We start from the raw sequence: 23,265 nt of genomic DNA, 5'->3' as shown, positions 1-23,265 counted from the left end.
GCGGTAGTGAAATCAAATCATCAAACAGTCAGCCACAAGGACCTCAAACTCGAGTACATCACCCGGGGCGAGGGATCACAGATCATTCTGGCCTTCCACGGTTTTGGGAGAAAAGCAGAAGATTTTTTGCTTTTTGAACCACTCTTGAGGCCAGATCAAAAGTTGGTGAGCGTTAATATTTTTCAGCACGGTGAAAGCCGTTTCCCTGAACATCGAATTGAGAGAGATCCGGTAAACGATAAGGAGTGGAGTGATTTGATATCTAAGATCCTCGAGCGCGAAAAGGCCGAGAGCTACTGGGTGATGGGATACAGCCTGGGAGGAAAACTCGCCTTGCAAACATCGCTAACCATGGCATTTAAACCCAAAGGAATTTTGCTTTTTGCGCCCGATGGCATTAAAATCAACAAGCTTTACTCTTTCACAAGCAAAACCACTGCCGGTCGGGCGATTTACAAACAGGTCCTGAAACGGCCAAAGCCGTTTTTCAAGCTGGCCGACTTGCTCAAGTTTTTGCGAATCATTTCCGACAAAATTCATCGGTTTGTCAATTTCCACATGGACACGCACCAAAAGCGCAGGTTGGTTTACGACACCTGGTTGATCTTTAGAAATTTCGAACCCAACCTCCGGGAGGTGGCACTTACAGTCGAAAAATATGAGATGACCGTCCACATGCTTTTCGGGAAATACGACAAAATCATCCCTCCAGCCCATGGCGAAAAAATGGCTGAGATCTTGAAAAACCCAAAATCGCTACACGTGCTCGAAAGTGGCCACCTGCTGCTCGAAGAGCCCACCAAAAAATATCTAGGAGAGCACAACCTCTGGCCGAGCTAAGCCACCAAGTCTTTAATTTCTATTTTTGACCAAATCGATTTGCGTGAATACCGTCCTCGAAAAAATCAGTTCTCTTAAAGCCAAAGGCAAAAAAGCGCTTGCAGTGCTGCTCGACCCCGACAAGCTGGTCGACCAAAGCAAAACGGACAAGTTGATCGAAATGGCTCACGCTTGTGGTGTCGATTTTTTCCTGATCGGTGGCAGCCTCATCACCGAAGCAAAGTGCGAAGAGCGAATAAAATACGTTCACGAAAAATCGAAAATTCCGGTGATCCTCTTTCCCGGGAGCCCTATGCAGCTTACACCCCATGTGGATGCAGTTCTTTTCCTCAGCTTGATTTCCGGTCGAAATCCCGAGTTTCTAATTGGTCATCACGTAGTGGCTGCGCCAAAAATTAAGGAGCTGGGGCTGGAAACTGTCGCCACAGGCTACATGCTCGTGGATTGCGGCAAACCCACCACGGCCAGCTACATGAGCGCTACTCCTCCAATTCCACACAACAAACCCGGAATTGCGGCTACAACAGCCATGGCTGGAGAAATGCTCGGACTTCAATGCCTTTACCTCGATGGCGGCAGCGGGGCGGACAAACCCGTTTCACCGGAAATGATAAAAGCTGTAAGAAGCCAAACCAAACTTCCACTGATCGTTGGTGGCGGACTTCGCTCAGCAGATCAAATGGACCAGGCATACCAGGCTGGAGCAGATCTGCTAGTGGTCGGAACAGCGTTAGAGGAAAACCCGGAGTTGCTTTTTGAGGTGAGCCGCACTCACTAGCCCATTCATCAGATTTTCTTAGCTTTATCTGACTCAACTAATGACTGTAGAGCTATGAAAAGCCAAATTCAAAGACTTTCTGTCAGCTTAATTTTGATAAGCCTCCTTTCCTGGGGATGCTCCGATTCAGCCTTTGAACCCAATAGAACATCTTTCTTCAAAGGAAGAATTAACGGAGAGTCTTTCGAAACCAATGGAAGCTTGCTTTTTTGCTCCAGATTCAGCGAGGTCATTTACACAGATAACATTACTAATGAAGTAAACGGCTTCCACTTTGAAGCTCGAAACTGTGCTCGTGACCAGGAGATCGAAATCACAGTGCCTGACAACCTGAGCCTCGGAACTTTTCTAGGCTGTAGAGACAACCCTGACACGGACCTTGATTTTTCCATCTCTTTCATGGATGAAGAAAATGACCATTGTGAGGATGCTAATTTGGAGATCACCACAATTGAAATTAAGAATGGCTTCATCTACATCGAAGGTTTTTTGGACGCAAAGCTCCAACACCCTGGATTTGGAGAAATGATTCTTTCAAATGTCCACTTTGGAGTTTATTCCGAAGAGAGGTGATTAAAAAAATTTCGTCATGAAAAAAGCACACTTAATACTTGGTATCACACTATCCTTCTGCCTGTTTTTACAGAGCTGTAGCAAAGACGAACCTGTGGACAGAAGTAATTACTTCGAGGGAAAATTGAATGGTGAACCCTTCGAACTAGATAGCGATCCTCTCTGGTGTTCCGCATTTCGAGTTATCCCGCTTTTCGTAGACTCAAACAGCATTACAATTGATGGTTTTATTTTCAGTGCAGGGAATTGCGATAACCACCTAAGAATTTACATCAAGAAGAAAAAGGGACTCAGAGTGGGCGTTTTTACTGAATGCGGAAAACACTTTCACGGATCTGGTTCGGATGAAGGACCAACTGAGGACACAAGTCCGGGCACTAATGAAAGTGTTGTCGGCCTGTATCGTGACCAAAAAACGGAAGCAGATGAATGCCAGAATATATATCTGGAAATCACCGAAGTCTTTTCACCTGTCAACCTCGAATGGTCTTATGTTGAGGGAAAATTTGAGGGTACTTTTTACGATTCTGAAAATGACCAAACATTTCATATTACTGATGTCAAGTTTGGATTTAAGGTTGATTACAATCACTGGTGATAAAAAACCCCCTTCCAGCCTGAGCCAGAAGAGGGTTTAGTAAAATTGCAATTGGTAGCAGTTAAAACTTTGCCGTCAACCCAAACATGAAGTTTCGAGTTGCCTGTGGATAGTAAAAGTTTTCGGTAATCACCTCCTGGTAGTAGTAGCTAAAAGTGTAGCCGTTTGACACGTACTTCTCATTTAGCACATTGTTGACTCTGGCTGTGAAAATCAGTTCTTTAAACAACTTGTTTTTTACAGTGTAGACGAGCTGTGCGTTGTTCACAAGGTATGGATCGATGGCGCGATCTGGATTGGATGTGTTGTCGAGATATTGTTCACCGACATACTTTGCCAACCAGGTTAGATCCAGTGAGTGAAGGTCATTGTCAAAAGCCGTGTAAGTCGCCTGACCTCCAGCAATAATCTCTGGTGAAAAGGCGATGTCGGTTTCTCCATGATCAATCACTTCGTAGTCGGGAATCACTTCATTGTACTGCTCAATTTTGTTTTGGCTGTAAGTCACATTCCCTTGAATATGTAGATTCTCCAACGCTTTCACACCTACAACCAATTCAACACCTCTTCGGTAACTGCTTTTCACGTTTTCGCGAATACCGCTTCCAACATCGTTTACAGCTCCGGTTAGCACCAGCTGATTGTTGTACTGCATGTTGTAGAAGTTGATGGTAGTGTTGTACCATTCACCCACTCGCTCGTATCCGAGCTCAAGGTCGTAGAGCGTTTCGTGTTCGGGAAACTCTCCCTGAGGCGCATCGATGTAATCGTTTCGTACGGGCTCGCGATTCGCCACACTGAAAGATCCGTAAACGCGGTCGGTGTTGTTTACTCGGTAAGTCAAACCGGCTTTTGGATTGAAGAAGAAATTATCGTCTCTCACAGCAATCGGACGCTGATCGCTGTCGATGCCCTGGGTGCGGTAGTCGACAAACCTTCCCTGAACATCACCAAACACAATAATCTTGTCGGTCACATTGTAAGTCGCCTTCAGATAGAGGTTCGCATCGTTCTTGGTAGCATCGTTGAAGTAGTAGTAATCGCCAATGTCGATATTATCTGAATGCTCTACCCAAATGAATTCTCCAAAGTGGTCACCAACGTATTGGTTAGCGCCACCGCCAAGAATCACTTCGAGATTGCTTTGAGTATAGGTAAGTGAAAAGACTCCACCATAAAAGTGGTTGTCGAGCCAGCGCCTGCGCACGAGGTCCGTTGAAGTAATGGCTGCGTTGGCATCGAGCAAAACATTTCCGTTTCCATCGGTGATCGTATCTCCTGCCTGGTCTGTAACAACATCAAATGAGACATCCGCATCTTCCTGATCGATCTGATTTTGGAAATTCGTATTGATAAATGCACCACCTTCAGCTGTATCATTACTGAAAACCTGATCGCTAGCGATTTGAATGTTGCTCAAGCCATATTCCTCAAAATCGTCTTTGTTTCGGTACTGCTCGAAGTAACCTTCACCTCGAGTGTAGTGTCCCGAAACGTTCAATTTTAGATTGTCTGAAAAACGATGCTCGAAGTGCAGCTGGTAGTGATCTTGCGAGTAGTTGTCGACCTCGTTCTCATAAGTGTAGTAGTTGTAAGTTCTGCCAGAGTTGAGCAGATTTTCTCTCTCTGCATCGGAGAGAAAGTTTCGATCGGCATAAGCTTGCATTGCGGCCACATCACCATCTACTCGCGATTCTGGAGTGCCGTACCACGACTGATACGTTCTTTCGTCTCCGCCAAAAATCACCGCTTTCAAAGAAGTGTTTTCTCCGATGTAACCACCAGAAAGGTAGTACGACTGAAGGTCAGAAGTAGCTCTGTCGATGTAACCGTCTGATGTGATTCGCGAAATGCGACCTTCCATCACCCAGTGATCGTTGAGCAGCCCAGTTCCAAAAGAAGCGGTATTTCTGAACGTGTTGAACGAACCAGCACCTGAACGAATCTCGGCATGAGCTGGACCAAACTCAGTGGTATTCATTTTAATTGTCGCACCGAAAGCACCAGCACCGTTAGTAGAGGTCCCGACACCTCGCTGAATTTGCAGGTTGTCCACCGAGCTTGCCAGGTCAGGCATATTCACCCAAAAAACCCCTTGCGACTCAGAGTCGTTGATTGGAATTCCGTTCACTGTAACATTAATTCGAGTTTGGTCGGAACCACGAATTCTCATTCCGGTGTAACCGATTCCGGCACCGGCATCAGAAGTTGTCACCATTGAAGGTGTGTAGCGAACGAGGTAAGGCATGTCTTGCCCCACGTTTAACTTTTCAATTTCCTCTTCGGAAACGTTGGTGTAGGCCATCGGAGTTCGCTCATCGGCCTGTGTAGCTTCAATAACAGCCGACTCAGTAATTTCAAGCGAGCCGATGTTCGGATCGAGTTGAAAATTCACTTCGTTGTTTCCTCCTTCAACTTCCACCGCTTTTTCTTGCGATGGATAGCCAATGGCGGAAACTTTAACCTTGTACTTGCCGGAAGTCTGCACCTCCAGCAGAAACTCGCCATCCGAGTTTGTTGTGACCAGCTTAGAAAGCCGGACAATTTGAACAGTAGCTCCGGGAACGGGCTGACTGGCTTCGTCTTTTACCGTCCCGGTAATTGTGGATTGCGCGCTCAGCCACACGGCCGGCAGCAGCAGGATAAAGCTCAAGAAAATCTTGCGCATGATTTAAAATGAATTTTGATGTTAAATAACCACGCGAGCACAGGGAACTCCCGCTTTAATTAATTATTTAACCTTGCTCCCTTACCGGAATTACCCGGCCAGGTTCAAAGGGTATGATCTCAGCCCGTTGTATAGGGCACCCCTGTTGAGATGGCGCAAAGGTATTAATTAAAAAGCCAGCCCAAAACCATAAGAGCTCTCAAGTGTTATCTTCGCACCGGATGAAAATGGAATCGCACACTCAACTCGCTCTGCTAGCTGCCATTGAGGCTTCCAAAAAAATCATGTCTGTTAGAAAAGGGGACTACTCCATCGAGCTGAAAGCTGATGAGAGCCCGGTGACAGATGCTGATGAAGCAGCTCACAGTGTGATCAAACAGCATCTTGAGGAAACCCAATTTCCGGTGCTGAGTGAAGAAGGTAGAAAGGCTCCTTTTGAAACGAGAAAGGACTGGGAAAAGCTCTGGATAGTGGACCCACTAGACGGCACGAGAGCTTTCATTCACGGTAGAAATGAGTTTACGGTGAACATCGCATTGGTAGAAAATGGTGTACCGATTTTGGGTGTCATTGCTCTACCCGTAGATCAAAAAGTTTATTGGGCATCTCGAGGAAACGGTGCTTTTCGAGCAGACTTTTCAAATACTGAAAATCCGATTAAACTCCCAGATGAAACCGGAGATCACCCCTACCGGGTAACAGTGAGCCGTTCTCACCTCGACAAGCGCACTCAGGCCTATGTGGACGAATTGAGAAATGATTACCCGGATTTGAAACTCGTGAAATCCGCGAGCGCTCTTAAATTTTGCATCCTGGCCGATGGACTTGCCGACTGCTATCCGAGATTTAGCCCATGCATGGAGTGGGACACGGCAGCAGGACAGGTTCTTCTGACCGAAACGGGAAAAGAACTAATCGACCTGGCTACAGGGAAGCCGATGGTTTACAACAGGAAAAATTTGAAAAACGGACCTTTTCTCGCCCGCTAACTATCGGTAAGGGTTTTCATCGTCATTGTGATACATGTTCCAGTAGCTCTTGTAGCGCGACTCTGCAATCAGTTCGGCTGCCAAAGCATCTTTCACTGCACAGCCAGGTTCGTTGATGTGCACACAGTTATGAAATTTACAGTGTGGGAGCAGATTTCTCATCTCAACAAAATAATGACTCAGCTCCTCTTTGGGTACATCCACAATTCCCAGCCCTTTTATTCCCGGAGTGTCGATGATGTATCCTCCAAATTTTAGCTCGTGCATTTCTGCGAAAGTGGTGGTGTGTTGTCCTTTGTGATGCGAGTCCGAAACATCGGCCGTTTTGAGTTTTAACCCCGGCTGAACGGCATTAAGAAGCGAAGATTTCCCAACACCAGAGTGACCTGAAACCACGCTGGTTTTATCTTTGAGCAGCTCTTTCAACTTATCGATGTTGTGCTTTTCTGGTACAGAAGTCTCCAGACATTCATAACCGATCTCCGAGTAGATCTCGATCAGCTTATCAGCACGTTCTCGGTCTTCCTCATTGAATCGATCGACCTTGTTGAGGACGATCACTGTGGGTATGTGATATGCTTCGGCTGTGACTAAAAACCTGTCGATGAAACCAAATGAAGTGTCAGGCTCTTTGATGGTGACAACCAGAAATGCCACGTCTACGTTGGCTGCAACGATGTGCGCTCGCTTCGAGAGATTTACCGATTTTCGAATGATATAATTCTTGCGGTCGTGAATTTCCTGTATCACTCCGCGTTCATCATCTTCAGGTTCAAAACTCACCTCATCGCCCACCGCTAGCGGATTAGTGGTTTTAATTCCGGCCGTGCGAAATTTACCGCGAATGCGGCAGTCGAAATATTCTCCATCTGGAGTTTTAACGACATACCATTTTCCGGTAGATTTTATGACAGTTCCTCTTTTCAAAAAATTGGGATTGATGGCTACAAAACTACTCCGCAGAACTTTTTCGCCCTACATTTGTGGTAATTCTCAACTTCCAAAATTAAAGTTATTTCAGGAGTGGCGCATACAAAAGCGGAAGAGCTGGCAAGAACCAACTTGCCTACTGAGCACGGCAACTTCACCATGATTGCCTATAAGAGTGAATTTGAGCAGTTTCCACACATTGTCTTGTTCAACGGTGAGATCAATCCCGGGGAAACGCAAATTGTGAGAATCCACTCGGAGTGCATGACGGGAGACGTTTTTTCTTCTGCCCGCTGCGAGTGTGGAGAACAGCTCGAAAAGTCCATGGAGATCGTTGGTGAAAAAGGTGGCGTGTTAGTGTATCTCCGTCAGGAAGGTCGCGGAATTGGCCTCGTAGAAAAGATGAAGGCCTACAACCTTCAAGACAAAGGAATGGACACCGTTGAAGCAAACCTCGCTTTAGGCCATCAGAAAGATATGCGCAACTTCGATATCGCAGTGGCTATTCTAGAGAAGTTGGGTGTGCAAAAAATGAAATTGCTCACCAACAATCCAGAGAAAGTTGAGGCGATTGAAAGCACTTCGATAGAACTTGTGGAACGCTTGCCACTGGAAATTAAGGCCAGAAAAGAAAACACGAAGTACCTAGAAACCAAGAAGAAAATTCTCGGTCACTTTTTAGACATGAAATAAACCCGGGACAAAGACAGTTCTGGTTTTCTGCAATTTCTTTTGCATCACTTACCTTTGGTCAAAATTCAATCCTGCAAAATGTCGATATCCGCTAAGAACGTCACCAAATTTTACGGCAAGCAAAAAGCACTTGACAACGTTTCATTCGAAGTTTCTTCGGGCGAAGTGATTGGCTTTTTGGGACCCAACGGTGCCGGAAAGTCTACGATGATGAAGATCATTACATGCTTTATTCCGCAAAGCGAAGGCGATGTAAAAGTTTGCGGTCACGATGTCACTTCCAACTCTATTGAAGTGAGAAAAAGAGTTGGGTATCTGCCAGAGAACAATCCACTTTACCTCGATATGTACGTTAAAGAATACTTGCACTTTGTGGGTGGTATTTACCGCGTTCCAAACTTAAAGAAGCGCGTTGCCGAAATGATTGAGACCGTGGGGCTTCAGGTGGAACAGAACAAACGAATTGGCGAGTTGAGTAAGGGATATCGCCAGCGTGTGGGCCTTGCACAAGCCATGATTCACGATCCTGAAGTTTTAATTCTCGATGAGCCTACCAGTGGACTCGATCCCAATCAGCTGGTAGAAATCAGAAAGCTGATCACGGAAATTGGAAAGCAAAAAACAGTAATGCTCTCAACTCACATCATGCAGGAGGTAGAGGCTATTTGCAACCGCGTGATCATCATCAACAAAGGAAAAATCGTAGCCGACCAGGACGCGGAAGGACTGACGCATCGCTTCTCGGGAAATGGCTACACAGTTCTTGTGGAATTCAGCAAACCGGTAGAAGAAAACCAGCTCCTGCAAATTGACGGAGTTGCCAGCGCGGTGAATGTCAAAGACAACAACTGGACGATCCAGACAAACACGGAAGAAGACATACGACAACGAATTTTCGATTTTGCAGTGTCCCAGGAAAATTCGGTCCTCACCATGAACCGCAAAGAGCAACGACTTGAGGATGTTTTCAAAGAATTGACGAAATAATCCAACGGTTTTTAATACCTCGTCACTTTATTGAGAAAGATTTCGTTGAATTCAGATGTCTTAATAGGTTTCGAGTAGGATTTTCTCTTCAAACCCTTGATTAGTTTGAGATCACCTGTCCAAAGTGGACAAGCGAGATGATTGGCAAGAGCTACAAAGAGAGTATCATTTTCATCTATTTCTGAAACTATTTCAATTGTTTCAGAAATTTCTTTTTCAGAGAGAATCCCTTCATCAAGGAATGTGATTTTTGAAGTAATCAATTTGTAGGTTCTCTCAAATTGACGTTCAGAAAATCCAGATATTTCTTGAATTTTCGCCTTGTGCTTATAAACCTCATCTTCAAGAAGTTTAATTGTGAAGAAATCGAAGTAAGATGCTCCGTTAATTAACAGATGCCCGACCTTGCTATTGGTATTCAGAATAGCACTGAAAACGATATTCGAATCGACAACAACCTTCACGATTGCTATCTTTTCGACTGAAAGTTGTACCAAATGCTTTTATTGACCTCTTCTGCCAGACTATCAGCATCTGACTGTTTAGCTTTAGATTTATATGAACTTTCCTGATACTCTAAATAATCAAGAAGATTTTGAAGTTCCTTCAGGTCGATGTCCGATGAAAGTCGGATAAGGATTTCGTCATCTTTTCGCTCTAGTCGCATAACCAAATATTTATTTCTAAAATACAAAAAATGTAAGCAGGGCTGATTAAACAAAAAAGGCCATCCTTTCGGACGGCCTTTCGTTTTTATCTTTTTAATCCAGATGATTACATCATGCCTGGCATGCCTCCTGGCATTCCACCTGGCATTCCGCCACCTGCGTTGTCATCTTCTTCTTCGATGTCAGAAATCACACACTCCGTAGTGAGTAGCATTCCGGCAACTGAAGCAGCGTTTTCAAGAGCCACACGAGAAACTTTTGTTGGGTCAATTACACCAGCTTCGAACAAGTTTTCGAACTGCTCTGTGCGGGCGTTGTATCCGAAGTCTCCTTTACCGTCAATGATTTTCTGAACAATCACTGCACCTTCGCCACCTGCGTTAAATACGATTTGGCGAACTGGCTCTTCAATTGCTCTTCTGATGATCATGATTCCGGTAGTCTCGTCCTGGTTCTCACCTTTCAGTTTGTCGAGAGCTTTGGCTGAGCGCACGTATGCAACTCCACCACCAGGAACGATTCCTTCTTCTACAGCTGCGCGAGTTGCGTGAAGAGCATCATCCACACGGTCTTTCTTCTCTTTCATCTCCATTTCTGAAGCTGCTCCAACGTAGATCACAGCAACACCACCAACTAGCTTGGCAAGACGCTCCTGAAGCTTCTCTTTGTCGTAGTCAGAAGTTGTGTTTTCCATCTGCGCTTTGATTTGTCCAACGCGCTCCTGGATTTGCTTCTTGTCACCTTCACCATTAACGATGGTAGTGTTGTCTTTGTCGATGCTGATTTTCTCAGCCTGACCAAGATCAGCAAGCTCAGTGTTTTCAAGCTTAAGACCAGTTTCTTCAGAGATAACAGTTCCACCTGTGAGAACCGCGATATCCTGCAACATTGCTTTTCTTCTGTCTCCAAAGCCCGGAGCTTTAACAGCAGCAACTTTCAGTGAACCGCGGATTTTGTTTACTACTAGTGTAGCAAGAGCTTCTCCATCAATATCCTCAGCAATAATCAAAAGCGGACGGCCAGTTTGAGCTGATTTTTCCAATACTGGAAGAAGGTCTTTCATTTGAGAGATCTTCTTGTCGTAGATCAAAATGTATGGCTTGTCGAGGTCAGCTTCCATCTTCTCTGTGTTGGTCACGAAATATGGAGAAAGGTAACCGCGATCGAACTGCATTCCTTCAACAGTCTTCAGTTCGTCTTCAGTTCCTTTTGCTTCTTCCACAGTGATCACACCCTCTTTACCAGCTTTCTTCATTGCGCGAGCGATGAGCTCACCAATTTTCTTGTCGTTGTTGGCAGAGATAGTTGCAACCTGCTCGATTTTATCGAAGTCGTCTCCAACCTCTGTAGAGATCGCACGGAGGTCTTCAATTACCTTTTGAACAGCCTTGTCGATTCCGCGCTTGAGATCCATTGGGTTGGCTCCTGAAGCTACGTTTTTCAATCCTGCAGCTACGATTGCCTGAGCAAGAACAGTGGCTGTTGTAGTTCCGTCACCAGCGAGGTCCGCTGTTTTAGAAGCTACTTCTTTAACCATTTGAGCTCCCATGTTTTTGATAGGGTCTTTGAGCTCAATTTCTTTAGCCACAGACACACCATCTTTTGTGATAGATGGTGCTCCGAATTTTTTGCCGATAACGACATTGCGACCTTTAGGTCCGAGTGTAACTTTCACCGCATTCGCCAGCGCGTCAACTCCTTCTTTGAGTTTATTTCTGGCGGCTGTGTCAAATTTGATATCCTTTGCCATTTTATCTTAAGTTTTTTGGTTCGTTAATTAAATTCGTGTTGAATTACACAATTGCGAAAATGTCAGCTTCGCGCATAATGAGGTAATCTTTACCTTCAACGCTCAGCTCAGTGCCAGAGAATTTCCCGTAGAGAACGTTATCTCCAACAGACACAGATGTAGGTTCATCTTTTTTACCGGGTCCAACGGCAACTACAGTTCCGCGCTGAGGCTTTTCTTTTGCCGAGTCTGGAATAATGATTCCGCTGGCTGTTTTCTCTTCGGCCGGTGCTGGCTCCACCAACACTCTATCTGCCAATGGTTTTACGTTTACTGACATGTTTTATTTAATTATTAAAGGTTAAACATTTTCAAAGCGCATCTGCGCGGTTGTCGCTTGTCAGAAATTGTGCCACCAGACGAATAGAAACTTATCAGGACAATTGGTCACAAAGGGCAAAAAAAAATGTCAGCATGATTGACATACTGACATTTTTTCAAATTTCTTTACTGACAAAAAGTGCCTACTGACCTTCTTCTGTAGATTGATCAGCTCCTCCTTGATTTTGGAGTGGGTTAGCTGCATTTTCGGCTCCATTTTGTTGTGGAACTCCTTGAGTTTGCTCTGTCTGCTGAGGCACGTTGTCATCTCCGTATTCCGACTCTTCAGTAACAGCCACTCCAGTGCCGCTGTAGAACTTAGCAGAAACTAAGCACAAAACGAAAAGTGCGATCCCCAAAATCCATGTGGCTTTTTCAAGAAAATCGGTTGTTTTTTGGACACCGCCAATTTGTGTAGCACCTTGAAATCCGGTTGCCAACCCTCCACCTTTTGGGTTTTGAACAAGGATTACCAACCCGAGCAAAATACCCACAATCACGATCAAAACAATTATAAATGTGCCCATTATATCTTTAGTTAATTTTATTTCTTGCCTTGCAGCTTTTTAATTTGGTTTGCAAAATAAATGCTTTTTTCGGGATATTTCAAACTCAAGAGTTTATATGCCCTTTTAGCTTTGCGAAGATTGCCCTGCTTCGCAAAGATCTTCGCCATTGTCTCTGTTACAAAACTTTCGTCCTCTACGACACTCATCTTCGCAAGGTTTTCCGAAGAAAACATGTCGGCCTTTTTGGGAGTAATCTTCGGCTCTTTTTCAATAAAACGCTCTATTAATTCGTCTTGGCTTGGAGAATTACTTCCCTCCTCTTCAGCAACTTTTTGTTCAGCGTTTACTGCCTGGTCTACGGTGCTCTTGCTCTGTTGAGATGCCTTCTCTTCCACGGAATCTTCGTGGTAGTGAATTTCTCTGGCTCTTTTCTTAAGCCATTCAGAATAACTTGTTGGTGAGGCAGATTCTTTTACCTCGTCTGTCTCTTTATCCGGGGCTACCTCCGATACAGAACCTTCAGGCTTTGATGCGGTTTGAGCTTCGTCTTTATCCTCTTCCTCCTCATCTTCACTTACTTCTCTGGAAATAGTGCTGTTGATGGCCTCGTAGAGAATTTCCTGCTCGTACTCATCGTACGTCTGCTCGCTTTCACCTTCCTCTTCATCCTCCTCTATTTCAGAATCGGGTTTTTCAACTTTTTCTACATCTTCGTCTTTCTCTTCTTCGAGTTCAGTAGACGACTCAAATTCTTTGACCTCGACCTCCGTGCCTTCTTCTTTTTCTGAAGGTTCTTCGACAACAGTTTCACCCTGTGCCTCAATCTCCTCCTGGTCAGAGACCTCGGAATTCTCTGGTTCAGTTTGTTTTTCTACTTCTTCTTCAACCTCTTCAGTTTCTTTCGAAACCGCTTCGTTTACATCCCTGATTTTTTGCTTCAGGTTTTCCTTCATCACCAAATTGTAAAGCACCTTGCGGTCTCCGGCAAAAACGGCTGCTTGCTGCAGTGCTTCGTCAAAACGATGGTCGTTGGCGCTGTGGAGCGCTTTGGCCAGTAGGACTCTGGCTGATGCAAAATAAGGGTATTGTTCTACAAGCTCCTGCAACGAATCGATGTCATCGCGGGAAAGCAACTGAGGCTGCTCGAGCTGTTTGTAAAACTGATCCTTGTTCATGTTACCAATTACCGAGGCTGGCGTTGAAAATGTCTTGAGTTAGCTGATCGTTTATGTCCTCGATCAGCTGATCTTCTATTGCAAAAAGGTCCTGACTGCTCGGGTAATCTGCGAATTTAGAAAAAGTACGCTCAAAACTTTTCTCCTTTTCGATGGTATTGGTGTACTTCACCTTCACAGTGATTGTGAGTCGGTTTTGACTGGCTGTTTCGTTGGCCTGCACTGCCGATGGAGAAATGTCGTAGCCAATAATTGCACCTTCGTAGGTAAGATCTCCATCTCGCTTTGTGATGTTCAAGGGCGATTGCTGAAGAATCAAATCCTTGAGAGATTCTGTAAAACGCTGGGCCAATAGCGGAGTAGCCAGCGGAGTATTCGGTTTAAAATAATCGACACTAAAAGTGCTTGCTCCCGAAGTGTCCGTTCCGCTCATGGTAACTCCAACGGAGCAACCAACGAGAAGTAGAGGAATTAAAAGTAAGCAAGCTAATTTCTTCATTTTCGTAAAGACTAATTATTAAGGTCGTACTCCTTAATTTTTCTGTAGAGCGTTCGCTCCGAAATACCTAACTCGCTGGCAGCGTACTTTCTTTTATTGTTGTGCTTTTTGAGCGCTTTCTTTATCAACTCTTTTTCTGTATCCTGAAGGGAAAGAGTTTCTTCTACCTCTAACGTCTCTGGTTCTTTTTCCTGTTCATCAGATCGACCTGGAAGGTGAAAAATTCCAGAGGCTGTATCACCGTTCTCGGCTACGTGCATGTCGTCATCGTCAAAGACTTTGCGCATCAGCTCGGAGTTTGTGGAAGTGGCATCGAGCTGGCCATCGCTTCGGATCATCTGAAGCACGAGTTTTTTCAGGTCGGTAAGGTCGCTTTTCATATCAAAAAGCACCTTGTAAAGAATTTCTCTTTCTGAAAAGTCGTTGGCACTTTCCTCTTTTTTCACCACCATCGGCAAACTGCTCGAGCGGCTATCCGAAGGTAAGTAACCCATCAGTTTCTCAGCATCAATTTCCCGCTCCTGTTCGATCACTGAAATCTGCTCGGTGATATTTTTGAGCTGACGAATATTCCCAGGCCAGCGGTAATTTTCCAGCACCTTCACAGCGTCATCGGTCAACTGCAATGCAGGCATTCTGTACTTTTCGGAAAAATCGGTTGTGAACTTTCTGAATAGCAAATAAATATCTTCCTTTCTCTCTCTCAAAGGAGGCACGTAAATCGGCACCGTGTTGAGTCGGTAGTAAAGATCCTCCCGGAAAGTTCCCTTCTTGATGGCTTCGTTGAAATCGACATTGGAAGCCGCAACCAAACGGACGTCAGACTTTATCACTTTCGAAGAACCAACACGAATGAATTCTCCAGTTTCGAGAACACGCAATAGACGCACCTGTGTTTGCAGAGGCAGCTCGGCAACCTCATCCAAAAAGATGGTTCCTCCATCGGCCTCTTCAAAGTAGCCTTTTCGAGAACCAGTGGCACCGGTAAAAGCACCTTTCTCGTGACCAAAAAGCTCTGAGTCGATAGTCCCTTCCGGAATGGCTCCACAGTTCACGGCAATGTAAGGCCCGTGTTTGCGAGAGCTCAGTTGGTGAATTACCTGCGGCATCACTTCCTTTCCAACACCGCTCTCACCATTTATCAAAACAGAAATATCTGTTGGCGCAACTTGTCTGGCCACATCCAGAGCTCTATTGAGCCCTGCCGAGTTACCTATAATTCCAAATCGCTGTTTTATTGCCTGGAGTTCCATTTGTTACTTTCTCTTTGATCGGCTTTTAGTTTACCACTTTCCCTCGAAGAGTCACTGAAGTGCACTCCTCAGCATACACATTTACATAGGTACCGATCTTGTGATTTCCCTTTGGAAAAACCACCATCGTGTTTTGTGAGTTTCTTCCGCAGAGCTCTTCGTCCGACTTTTTAGAAACACCTTCAATCAGCACCCGGTGAGTTTGGCCCACCATCTCGCGAGTTCTTCTGGCGTTTGCTTTCATCTGCAAATCGATTACTTCCTTGAGTCTGCGACCTTTCACCTCTTCGGGCACATCATCTTCAAACTTTCGTTCTGCCAGAGTCCTCGGGCGCTCAGAGTATTTAAACATGTAAGCCATGTTGTACTGAACCTCTTCCATCAGGCTCAAGGTGTCTTGATGTTCTTCCTCCGTCTCACCGCAAAACCCAGTAATAATATCTGTAGAAATTGCGCATTCGGGAATAATTCTGCGAATGGCTGCAATACGATCTTTGTACCACTCTCTGGTGTAACCGCGGTTCATTCGTTTCAGCATTTCGCTGTTACCCGACTGCACAGGCAGGTGAATGTAATTGCAAATATTTTCGTATTTCTTCATGCTGTACAGCACGTCATCCGTCATGTCCTTTGGGTGCGAAGTAGAAAAGCGCACTCGCAGATCGGGATTCACTTCGGCAACCATTTCGAGCAATTGAGCAAAATTCTTTGTCGGCTTTTCCGGATCTTTAATTTGTCCTTTGCTCGTCATGTTCCACTTGTAGGAGTCAACATTTTGACCGAGCAAAGTCACTTCGCGATAACCCTGATCGAAAAGCTCCTGAGCTTCGCGAACAATCGACTCAGGATCGCGGCTTCGCTCCCTTCCTCTGGTGAAAGGCACTACACAGAAAGAGCACATGTTGTCGCACCCTCGCATGATGGAGATAAATGCTGTAACGCCATTACTGTCGAGCCTCACGGGGCTGATGTCAGCATAGGTTTCTTCTCTTGAGAGCAGAACATTCACGGCTTTTTGTCCGGTTTCCACTTCCTGGATCAGGCCCGGAAGTTCGCGATAGGCATCGGGACCAACGACCAGATCAACGAGTTTCTCTTCTTCGAGTAGTTGTTTTTTCAGTCGCTCGGCCATACAGCCCAAAATACCCACAACGAGTTCTGGCTTTCTTTTTTTCATTCCTCTGAAAAAGTTGAGCCTGTTGCGCACACGCTGTTCCGCATTGTCCCGGATAGAGCAGGTGTTGATCAAAACAACGTCTGCGGCTTCAGCATCGCGAGTTGTACCGTAGCCTTCTTCTGCCATAATTGAAGCTACAATCTCGCTGTCAGAAAAATTCATCTGGCAGCCGTAGCTCTCGAGCATTAGTTTTTTTGAGTCACTTTTTTGAGTCGTCTCCAACATCGTAGCCTCACCTTGTCTGGCTTCGTCAATCACTTTACTTCCTTCGTGCATAAGATGACTTTTGAGAATGAAAAATAGGCGCAAATTTATTAATTAAAATTAGGAAACTGGCAGTTTGACAGCTTGATTCCCCGTGCATTCACATCTTTTCGCAAGTGACAATTTGCACCAGTTTATCTGCCAGACTGCGAACGATTGATCGCTTTAAATTTGCATTTCAGATTTGCTTTGTTCTTTCTTTGCAAAGCGAAATCTTGAGCAATTGGGTTAAAAGAACCGTGATAGTCACTTGAACTTCGAACCGTAAGAATTGCTTTGTAAGGTTACAAAATGTGCCTTTAACACTCGTTTAAATCCAGCGTATATGTCCAAAAATCTCGTCATCGTTGAGTCCCCAGCCAAAGCGAAAACCATCGAAGGTTACCTCGGAAAAGACTTCACGGTAAAATCCAGCTACGGCCACGTTCGCGACCTCCCAAAAAAGGATGTTGCCATCGACATTGAAAATGATTTCAAACCCGTTTACGAAATCACTGCCGACAAAAAAGACGTGGTAAAAGAGTTGAAAAAACTCGCCAAAGCTGCTGAAACGGTATGGCTCGCAACTGATGAGGACCGGGAAGGAGAAGCTATTTCGTGGCACCTTGCTGAGGCGCTCGGACTTAAAGACGAGAATACAAAACGCATTGTTTTTAGCGAAATCACCAAAAGCGCAATTTTAAAAGCAATAGAGTCACCACGTCAGGTAGACAAAAACCTGGTGGATGCGCAACAGGCTCGCAGAATTCTCGACAGGCTGGTTGGGTTTGAACTTTCCCCTGTTTTATGGAAAAAGGTGAAACCATCACTTTCTGCCGGACGTGTTCAATCTGTTACCGTTCGAATAATTGTAGAGCGCGAAAGAGAAATTGATGCGTTTACTCCGGAATCGTCTTTCCGTGTGGTGGCAGAATTCGAAGCCGAAGGAAAAACATTCAAAGGAGAGCTCGGTAAACGATTTAAGACTGAGAAAGAAGCTGAAGACTTTTTGAAAAAATGCAAAGCGGCCGATTTCAGCGTGGAGTCGTTGGAGAAAAAACCAGCTAAGAAAAGCCCAGCCGCTCCATTCACCACTTCTACCCTTCAGCAAGAGGCGAGTAGAAAATTGAGTTTCTCTGTAGCGCAAACAATGATGGTAGCTCAGAAACTTTACGAGTCCGGTAAAATCACTTACATGCGTACCGACTCTGTGAACCTATCGGACACTGCGCTAAAAGGTGCTGAAAAAGAGATCGAAAAATCTTACGGTAAAGAATACGCCAAGAGAAGAAAGTACTCTTCGAAATCTAAGGGCGCACAAGAAGCTCACGAAGCCATTCGCCCAACAGAAATGTCTGCACACAGCGTAACAGGAGATCGAAACGAAGAACGTCTCTACGACCTGATCTGGAAAAGAACCATTGCATCGCAAATGGCCGAGGCTCAGCTCGAGAAAACCACAGCAAAAATTTCTGCACCGAACGTAGATGAAGTTTTCACCGCTCGTGGAGAAATCATCAAGTTCGAAGGCTTTCTTAAAGTTTATCTGGAAGGAACAGACGATGAGGAAGACGACAGTCCAAAAGGAATTCTACCTCCCCTTACTAAAGGTGAGGCGGTAAACGCTGAATCTATCACAGCTACTGAACGCTTCACACACCACCCACCACGCTACACCGAGGCAAGCCTCGTGAAGAAGCTCGAGGAGCTCGGAATCGGTCGTCCGTCTACTTACGCACCAACGATCTCTACAATCCAGAAACGTGGCTACGTTGAGAAAAAAGAGCTCGAAGGAAAAGAGCGAAAATATCAGATGCTCAGTCTTTCAGGAGATACAATTAAGAAAGAGGAGAAAACGGAGATTACCGGAGCCGAAAAAGGCAAGCTCTTCCCAACAGACATCGGGATTGTGGTGAACGACTTCCTGGTTGAAAATTTCGAAAGCATTCTCGACTACAACTTCACCGCAAAGGTTGAGAAAGAATTTGACGACATCGCCCAGGGCATGCTTCAGTGGAATAAGATGATAAAGTCTTTCTACTCTCCATTTCACGAAAATGTGGAAGACACGCTGGAGAATTCTGAAAAAGCCTCGGGCGAAAGAATCCTGGGAGAAGATCCCAAGTCGGGCAAAACTGTGCTGGTGAGAATTGGTCGCTTCGGACCTCTTGCTCAGATTGGCGCACCAGACGATGAAGAAAAGCAATTCGCCTCTCTTCGTGCAGACCAGAGCATCAACAGCATCACGCTTGAGGAGGCACTGGACCTATTCAAACTTCCTCGCGACCTCGGACAGTTTGAGGACAAAAAAGTTGTTGCAGCCATAGGAAGATTTGGTCCTTACATTCGTCACGATGGAAAATTCGTGAGCCTAAAACCTAAAGAAGGTGACGACCCCTACACCATCGAACTCGACCGTGCAATTGAACTCATCAAGGCCAAACGCGAGCAAGATGAGAAAAACAGAATCAAAACTTTTGAAGAAGACGATTCCATCCAGGTGCTGAATGGACGATACGGCCCGTATATTAAAGCGGGAAAACAAAACGTGAAGATTCCGAAAGACAAGGAGCCGGAGAAGCTTACTTTCGAAGAGGTGAAGGAACTGATTGAGGAGCACGAGAAGAATCCTCCAAAGGGAAGGCGAAAAGCCAAAGCAAAGCCGAAGGCCAAGTCTAAAGCAAAACCCAAAAGCAAAAAGAGCACGAAAAAGAGCAAGTAAAAAGTAGAGAATGAAAGATCTTTCCGTTTTTCTCACACCCATACCGGCCGATTTGTTTGCCGATATTCCTGTGAGCAAATCCCAACTCGGAAAACAAATTGACTACCACACAGAAGGACATTTCCCCGAAGGAGAGGATGTTAAGATTGCAATAATTGGTGTGGAGGAAGACCGCTACTCAGAAAACAACAAGGGCTGTGCTCAGGCGCCAAACTTTGTTCGCAAACAACTTGCTCAACACTTCGGCTTTGATCAAAATATTTCTATCGCTGATTTGGGGAACATCGCAGCTGGCGAAAAGGTGGAAGACACTTACGTGGCTCTCAAAACCATTTGCCAGGAGCTAATCAAGGACCAAATCATTCCGGTGATCATTGGTGGCAGTCAGGATTTGACCTTTGCTAACTACATTGCTTACGAAAAACTTGAGCAGACGGTAAACCTGGTCACAGTTGATCCACTTTTGAGCTTTAGCAGTTTCAACAAGCCAATCGATTCAAACACATTTTTGAACAACATCATTCTGCACCAACCCAATTACCTCTTTAATTACAGCAACATCGGCAATCAACGCCCTTACGTTGACAAAGAGCTCTATGAGTTGATGGATAAGATGTTTTTCGACACTTACCGTCTTGGCGAAGTAGCCGAAGACATTAAGTCGGTGGAGCCGGTCGTTAGAAATGCCGACCTCCTTAGCTTCGATATTTCTGCTATCAAAAGAAGTGACGCACCCGGCAGCAAACAGAGCGGCCCAAATGGCTTCACAGCGCAGCAAGCCTGCCAGCTCTGTAGATACGCTGGCATGAGTGACAAGCTTAGTTCGGTTGGCTTCTACGAATTCAACCCGGAAACCGACATTCACAATAACACTGCTTCACTTCTGGCAGAAATGATTTGGTATTTGATAGATGGAGTGATAAATCGCAAGAGAGACTATCCTATTGGCGACTATCGCGAGTATCAAAAATTCATAGTTAACCTGAGCGATAAGAACCACCAAATCACATTCTTCAAAAGCCACCTTAGCAATCGTTGGTGGATGGAAGTGCCGTATCCTGCGGGAAAGAAAAACCGTTACCAGAGACATCACCTGGTGCCGTGCACCTATGCCGACTATCAGCAAGCCACCAATGAGGAGGTACCAGACCGTTGGTGGAAAGCGTACCAAAAGCTCACCTAGAGGACACTCACAGTAGAGCAATTTGTTATGGAAAATTTAACGGACAATTCAAAGGTCCTTAAGAAAAATGTGAAGAAGCTTTCCAATTCCGATGTTGAAAAAATTTTTGACAGAAATGAATTTTGGTTATTTTAGCCCCTTTCAGTAGTGATTTAGATAACCAAAATCGGAGCTATTAACCAAGTTCGTCAAAGTATGAAGCAAATCTTTACCTATTCAATTCTAGTAGTTTGTTTTGTTACATCATTTCAGGTCTACGGCCAACAAGATCCGCAGTTCACACAATGGATGTTTGACAAGCTGTCGTTCAACCCAGCTTTTGCCGGGTCAGGTGATAATAACTGCTTTAACTTCTTTTACCGCGATCAGTGGGATCAACTCGACAGAGATCCAAAGACTGTCATGTTGAACTACCACCAATACGTTGAACCTATCAAAGGTGGTATTGGTGTTACTTTCTACAACGACCGTCTTGGACAGGAAATCAACAACATCTTCAGACTTTCTTACGCATATAAGTACAAGTTCATCTCAGGTGATGTCCTTTCTGCAGGTCTGGCTCTCGGCTACTACGGACGCCAACTCGGTGATGACTGGAGACCACCCCAAACATTGCCAGAGGATGATCCGGCTATTAACGCAAGCCGTCAAACTGCTGGTAGCTTCGACCTAAACTTTGGTCTTTACTACGAAAAGCCTCAAAAATTTTACGTAGGTGCCTCGCTCACTCACCTTACCGGTCAGGATCTTGAAGACCTCAACATGGAGCTTGCACAACACTACTACTTCATGGCAGGTGGACAGCTTCCATTGAGTGGTAATCTCACTTTGAAACCAAACGCCCTCTTCAGAGGCGACTTCTCTACAATGACATTCGATCTTAATGCAATTATTGACTGGAACAATACTTTGTATGCTGGGCTTAGCTATCGTTTGCAAGATGCAATCGCGCCCATGGCAGGTTACAACCACCAATTGCCTACCAGAAGAGTTCCTGGCAGCAATAACGTTCTTTCACAATCGTTAAGAATTGGATACTCGTACGATGCTACCACATCTGAATTGAAAAATTACAGTACTGGCTCGCACGAGATTATGCTCTCCTACTGCTTTAATATTGACTTAGTTCCAATCAGACAGCCATACGGTAACCCGAGGTTCTTGTAAAATAAATTGTAACTAATCGAGTTTAAAACACGTTATTGAGCATTATTATACCTGCTTCTCTACTTGGGAATAGTAAGAGTTTACTAAAGGAAAGGAAATCATGAAAAAGTCATTTTTTTATCTGCTGGCGGCAGTTCTCTTAGCCAGTTGCTATGGCGGTAATCGTGGAGAACTGGTTGGAGTTTATCCCCGTGAAGACTGGGTAGATTACAATCCATATGGAATGAACTACATCCACTTCGGATCCTACACAATGGGACCTAGCGATGAAGATGTTCCAGGTGCCCACAGCGCTACCTCCAAAACAGTAACGGTCCCTGCATTTTACATGGATCAGCACGAGATCTCAAACAATGAGTATCGTCAGTTCGTATATTACGTTCGTGACTCACTCATGAGAGATGTACTTGCTCAAAACGATTTTGAGTTTTACTACTTCATGGAAGATGAGATGGGTCGTGAATTATCTCGTTTTATCAACAAAGGTTATGTCCTCAACTGGGAAGAGGAGATTAACTGGGAAGATGAAGAGATTTTCGACATCCTCTACAACGAATTCTATCTGCAGGGAGCAGACAAATTCTACGATCGTAAACAACTCGACACTCGTAAGCTGAGATACCGCTACTGGTGGATTGACTTAAAAAGTGCTGCAGACAAGTCTGGTAAAGATGAAGAGTACGGTATGCCGAACTCCATCGATCAGCTTCACTCTGTCAGAGGACACAGCGATCGCGCTCAATTCGTAATCGAAGAAAACATTCCTGTTTACCCGGACACACTAGTTTGGGTGCACGACTTCACCTATGGTTTCAACGAGCCGCTTACAGAAAATTATTTCTGGCACCCGGCTTACGATGACTATCCTGTAGTTGGTGTCACCTGGGGACAGGCGAAAGCCTTCACCTACTGGAGAACTCAAATTCTCAATGAGTGGAAACAGCAAAACGGAGAAACATTCGTTCAGCGATTCCGTCTGCCAAGTGAGGCTGAGTGGGAATACGCTGCTCGAGGTGGACTCGACCTGGCTCCATACCCATGGGGCGGACCTTACGTAAGAAATATTCAGGGTTGCCCACTGGCTAACTTTAAACCGATGCGCGGTGACTACGTGGAAGACAACGGTTGCTACACAGTTCCGATTGAATCTTACTCACCAAACGACTACGGTCTTTACAACATGTCTGGAAACGTGGCTGAATGGACCAACACAGCGTATGACGAATCAGTGTATCAGTTCTCTCACGACATGAGTCCGGAGTACGAATATCACGCGAAAGAAAACGAACCACCAAGCATGAAGCGTAAAGTCATTCGCGGTGGATCGTGGAAAGATATCGGTTATTACATTCAAACCGGTACGCGTTCTTACGAATATCAAGACACTGCAAAATCTTACATCGGATTCCGTTGTGTAATGTCATACCTCGGTCGCGGTAAATCCGGAGACCCTGCGGAATTCAACGTAAATAACTAACCTGTTTTTTAGTCTAATCAATTATT

The 23,265-nt window shown here is 45.0% G+C and carries 22 protein-coding genes; 11 read left to right on the top strand and 11 right to left on the bottom strand.

Annotated features, from left to right (window positions below; all coding sequences use genetic code 11):
• The first annotated feature begins 6 nt into the window (after window positions 1-6).
• Genes ABHV44_RS03590 through ABHV44_RS03575 form a run of 4 tightly spaced genes read left to right on the top strand, consistent with a single transcriptional unit; the run spans window position 7 to window position 2,789 of the window.
• Window positions 7-840: an alpha/beta fold hydrolase gene (locus tag ABHV44_RS03590; protein WP_459073281.1), complete on the top strand. Its 834-nt coding sequence runs from the start codon at window positions 7-9 to the stop codon at window positions 838-840.
• Window positions 841-883: 43 nt separating this feature from the next.
• Entirely contained in the window at window positions 884-1,618 is a 735-nt protein-coding gene (locus ABHV44_RS03585; protein ID WP_459073280.1) for a phosphoglycerol geranylgeranyltransferase, read from the top strand.
• A 54-nt stretch (window positions 1,619-1,672) separates the two neighbouring features.
• On the top strand, window positions 1,673-2,191 hold the full coding sequence (locus tag ABHV44_RS03580; protein ID WP_459073279.1) for a hypothetical protein: 519 nt from the start codon (window positions 1,673-1,675) through the stop codon (window positions 2,189-2,191).
• Window positions 2,192-2,207: 16 nt separating this feature from the next.
• Window positions 2,208-2,789 (top strand): hypothetical protein, encoded by a 582-nt coding sequence (locus ABHV44_RS03575; RefSeq protein WP_459073278.1) that lies wholly within the window; start codon window positions 2,208-2,210, stop codon window positions 2,787-2,789.
• A 61-nt stretch (window positions 2,790-2,850) separates the two neighbouring features.
• On the opposite strand, the gene ABHV44_RS03570 is transcribed toward ABHV44_RS03575, so the two are convergent.
• Window positions 2,851-5,457, bottom strand: a complete 2,607-nt coding sequence (locus ABHV44_RS03570; protein ID WP_459073277.1) for a TonB-dependent receptor — start codon at window positions 5,455-5,457, stop codon at window positions 2,851-2,853.
• A 227-nt stretch (window positions 5,458-5,684) separates the two neighbouring features.
• On the opposite strand from ABHV44_RS03570, the gene cysQ reads away from it, so the two are divergent.
• Window positions 5,685-6,446 (top strand): 3'(2'),5'-bisphosphate nucleotidase CysQ, encoded by a 762-nt coding sequence (gene cysQ, locus ABHV44_RS03565; RefSeq protein WP_459073276.1) that lies wholly within the window; start codon window positions 5,685-5,687, stop codon window positions 6,444-6,446.
• Here the strand turns inward: cysQ and rsgA are convergent, their stop codons facing one another.
• A complete protein-coding gene (gene rsgA / locus ABHV44_RS03560; protein ID WP_459073275.1) occupies window positions 6,447-7,373 on the bottom strand; it encodes a ribosome small subunit-dependent GTPase A in 927 nt (308 codons plus the stop codon).
• A gap of 96 nt (window positions 7,374-7,469) precedes the next feature.
• Here rsgA and ribA point away from each other — a divergent pair, with 96 nt between their 5' ends.
• Together ribA and gldA are read left to right on the top strand one after the other, a co-directional pair.
• The gene (gene ribA, locus ABHV44_RS03555; RefSeq protein ID WP_459073274.1) at window positions 7,470-8,069 is read left to right on the top strand and encodes a GTP cyclohydrolase II; all 600 of its coding nucleotides are present in this window, start codon (window positions 7,470-7,472) and stop codon (window positions 8,067-8,069) included.
• 78 nt (window positions 8,070-8,147) lie between these two features.
• Window positions 8,148-9,056 carry a gliding motility-associated ABC transporter ATP-binding subunit GldA gene (gene gldA / locus ABHV44_RS03550; protein WP_459073273.1) on the top strand — a complete coding sequence of 303 codons (909 nt, stop codon included), beginning with the start codon at window positions 8,148-8,150 and terminating at the stop codon, window positions 9,054-9,056.
• Window positions 9,057-9,067: 11 nt separating this feature from the next.
• Here the strand turns inward: gldA and ABHV44_RS03545 are convergent, their stop codons facing one another.
• The 9 genes from ABHV44_RS03545 to miaB form a co-directional block, all read right to left on the bottom strand.
• Window positions 9,068-9,520, bottom strand: coding sequence for a PIN domain-containing protein (locus tag ABHV44_RS03545; protein WP_459073272.1), 453 nt, complete (start codon window positions 9,518-9,520; stop codon window positions 9,068-9,070).
• Window positions 9,521-9,525: 5 nt separating this feature from the next.
• Window positions 9,526-9,723: a hypothetical protein gene (locus ABHV44_RS03540; protein WP_459073271.1), complete on the bottom strand. Its 198-nt coding sequence runs from the start codon at window positions 9,721-9,723 to the stop codon at window positions 9,526-9,528.
• A 107-nt stretch (window positions 9,724-9,830) separates the two neighbouring features.
• Window positions 9,831-11,474 (bottom strand): chaperonin GroEL, encoded by a 1,644-nt coding sequence (gene groL, locus ABHV44_RS03535; RefSeq protein WP_459073270.1) that lies wholly within the window; start codon window positions 11,472-11,474, stop codon window positions 9,831-9,833.
• A gap of 43 nt (window positions 11,475-11,517) precedes the next feature.
• Window positions 11,518-11,793 carry a co-chaperone GroES gene (locus ABHV44_RS03530; RefSeq protein WP_459073269.1) on the bottom strand — a complete coding sequence of 92 codons (276 nt, stop codon included), beginning with the start codon at window positions 11,791-11,793 and terminating at the stop codon, window positions 11,518-11,520.
• A 184-nt stretch (window positions 11,794-11,977) separates the two neighbouring features.
• Window positions 11,978-12,361, bottom strand: coding sequence for a preprotein translocase subunit SecG (gene secG, locus ABHV44_RS03525; RefSeq protein ID WP_459073268.1), 384 nt, complete (start codon window positions 12,359-12,361; stop codon window positions 11,978-11,980).
• A 17-nt stretch (window positions 12,362-12,378) separates the two neighbouring features.
• A complete protein-coding gene (locus ABHV44_RS03520; protein WP_459073267.1) occupies window positions 12,379-13,518 on the bottom strand; it encodes a hypothetical protein in 1,140 nt (379 codons plus the stop codon).
• 1 nt (window position 13,519) lies between these two features.
• Window positions 13,520-14,017: an LptE family protein gene (locus tag ABHV44_RS03515; protein ID WP_459073266.1), complete on the bottom strand. Its 498-nt coding sequence runs from the start codon at window positions 14,015-14,017 to the stop codon at window positions 13,520-13,522.
• 11 nt (window positions 14,018-14,028) lie between these two features.
• On the bottom strand, window positions 14,029-15,270 hold the full coding sequence (locus ABHV44_RS03510; RefSeq protein ID WP_459073265.1) for a sigma-54 interaction domain-containing protein: 1,242 nt from the start codon (window positions 15,268-15,270) through the stop codon (window positions 14,029-14,031).
• 25 nt (window positions 15,271-15,295) lie between these two features.
• Window positions 15,296-16,723, bottom strand: coding sequence for a tRNA (N6-isopentenyl adenosine(37)-C2)-methylthiotransferase MiaB (gene miaB / locus ABHV44_RS03505; RefSeq protein ID WP_459073264.1), 1,428 nt, complete (start codon window positions 16,721-16,723; stop codon window positions 15,296-15,298).
• 313 nt (window positions 16,724-17,036) lie between these two features.
• On the opposite strand from miaB, the gene topA reads away from it, so the two are divergent.
• The 4 genes from topA (at window position 17,037) to porK (ending at window position 23,239) form a co-directional block, all read left to right on the top strand.
• Window positions 17,037-19,412 (top strand): type I DNA topoisomerase, encoded by a 2,376-nt coding sequence (topA, locus tag ABHV44_RS03500; protein ID WP_459073263.1) that lies wholly within the window; start codon window positions 17,037-17,039, stop codon window positions 19,410-19,412.
• A gap of 10 nt (window positions 19,413-19,422) precedes the next feature.
• A complete protein-coding gene (locus tag ABHV44_RS03495) occupies window positions 19,423-20,595 on the top strand; it encodes a formimidoylglutamase (RefSeq protein WP_459073262.1) in 1,173 nt (390 codons plus the stop codon).
• A gap of 195 nt (window positions 20,596-20,790) precedes the next feature.
• Window positions 20,791-21,762 (top strand): PorP/SprF family type IX secretion system membrane protein, encoded by a 972-nt coding sequence (locus ABHV44_RS03490; RefSeq protein ID WP_459073261.1) that lies wholly within the window; start codon window positions 20,791-20,793, stop codon window positions 21,760-21,762.
• Between the two features lie 100 nt (window positions 21,763-21,862).
• Window positions 21,863-23,239 carry a T9SS ring complex lipoprotein PorK/GldK gene (gene porK / locus ABHV44_RS03485; protein ID WP_459073260.1) on the top strand — a complete coding sequence of 459 codons (1,377 nt, stop codon included), beginning with the start codon at window positions 21,863-21,865 and terminating at the stop codon, window positions 23,237-23,239.
• The last annotated feature ends 26 nt before the right edge of the window (window positions 23,240-23,265 follow it).

Origin of the sequence: Halocola ammonii (assembly GCF_049334165.1) — a bacterium.
Lineage (GTDB): Bacteria > Bacteroidota > Bacteroidia > Flavobacteriales_D > Sanyastnellaceae > JBEGHD01.
The sequence above is the reverse complement of the archived record's forward strand: the minus strand, read 5'-3'. Positions and strand labels throughout refer to the sequence as shown.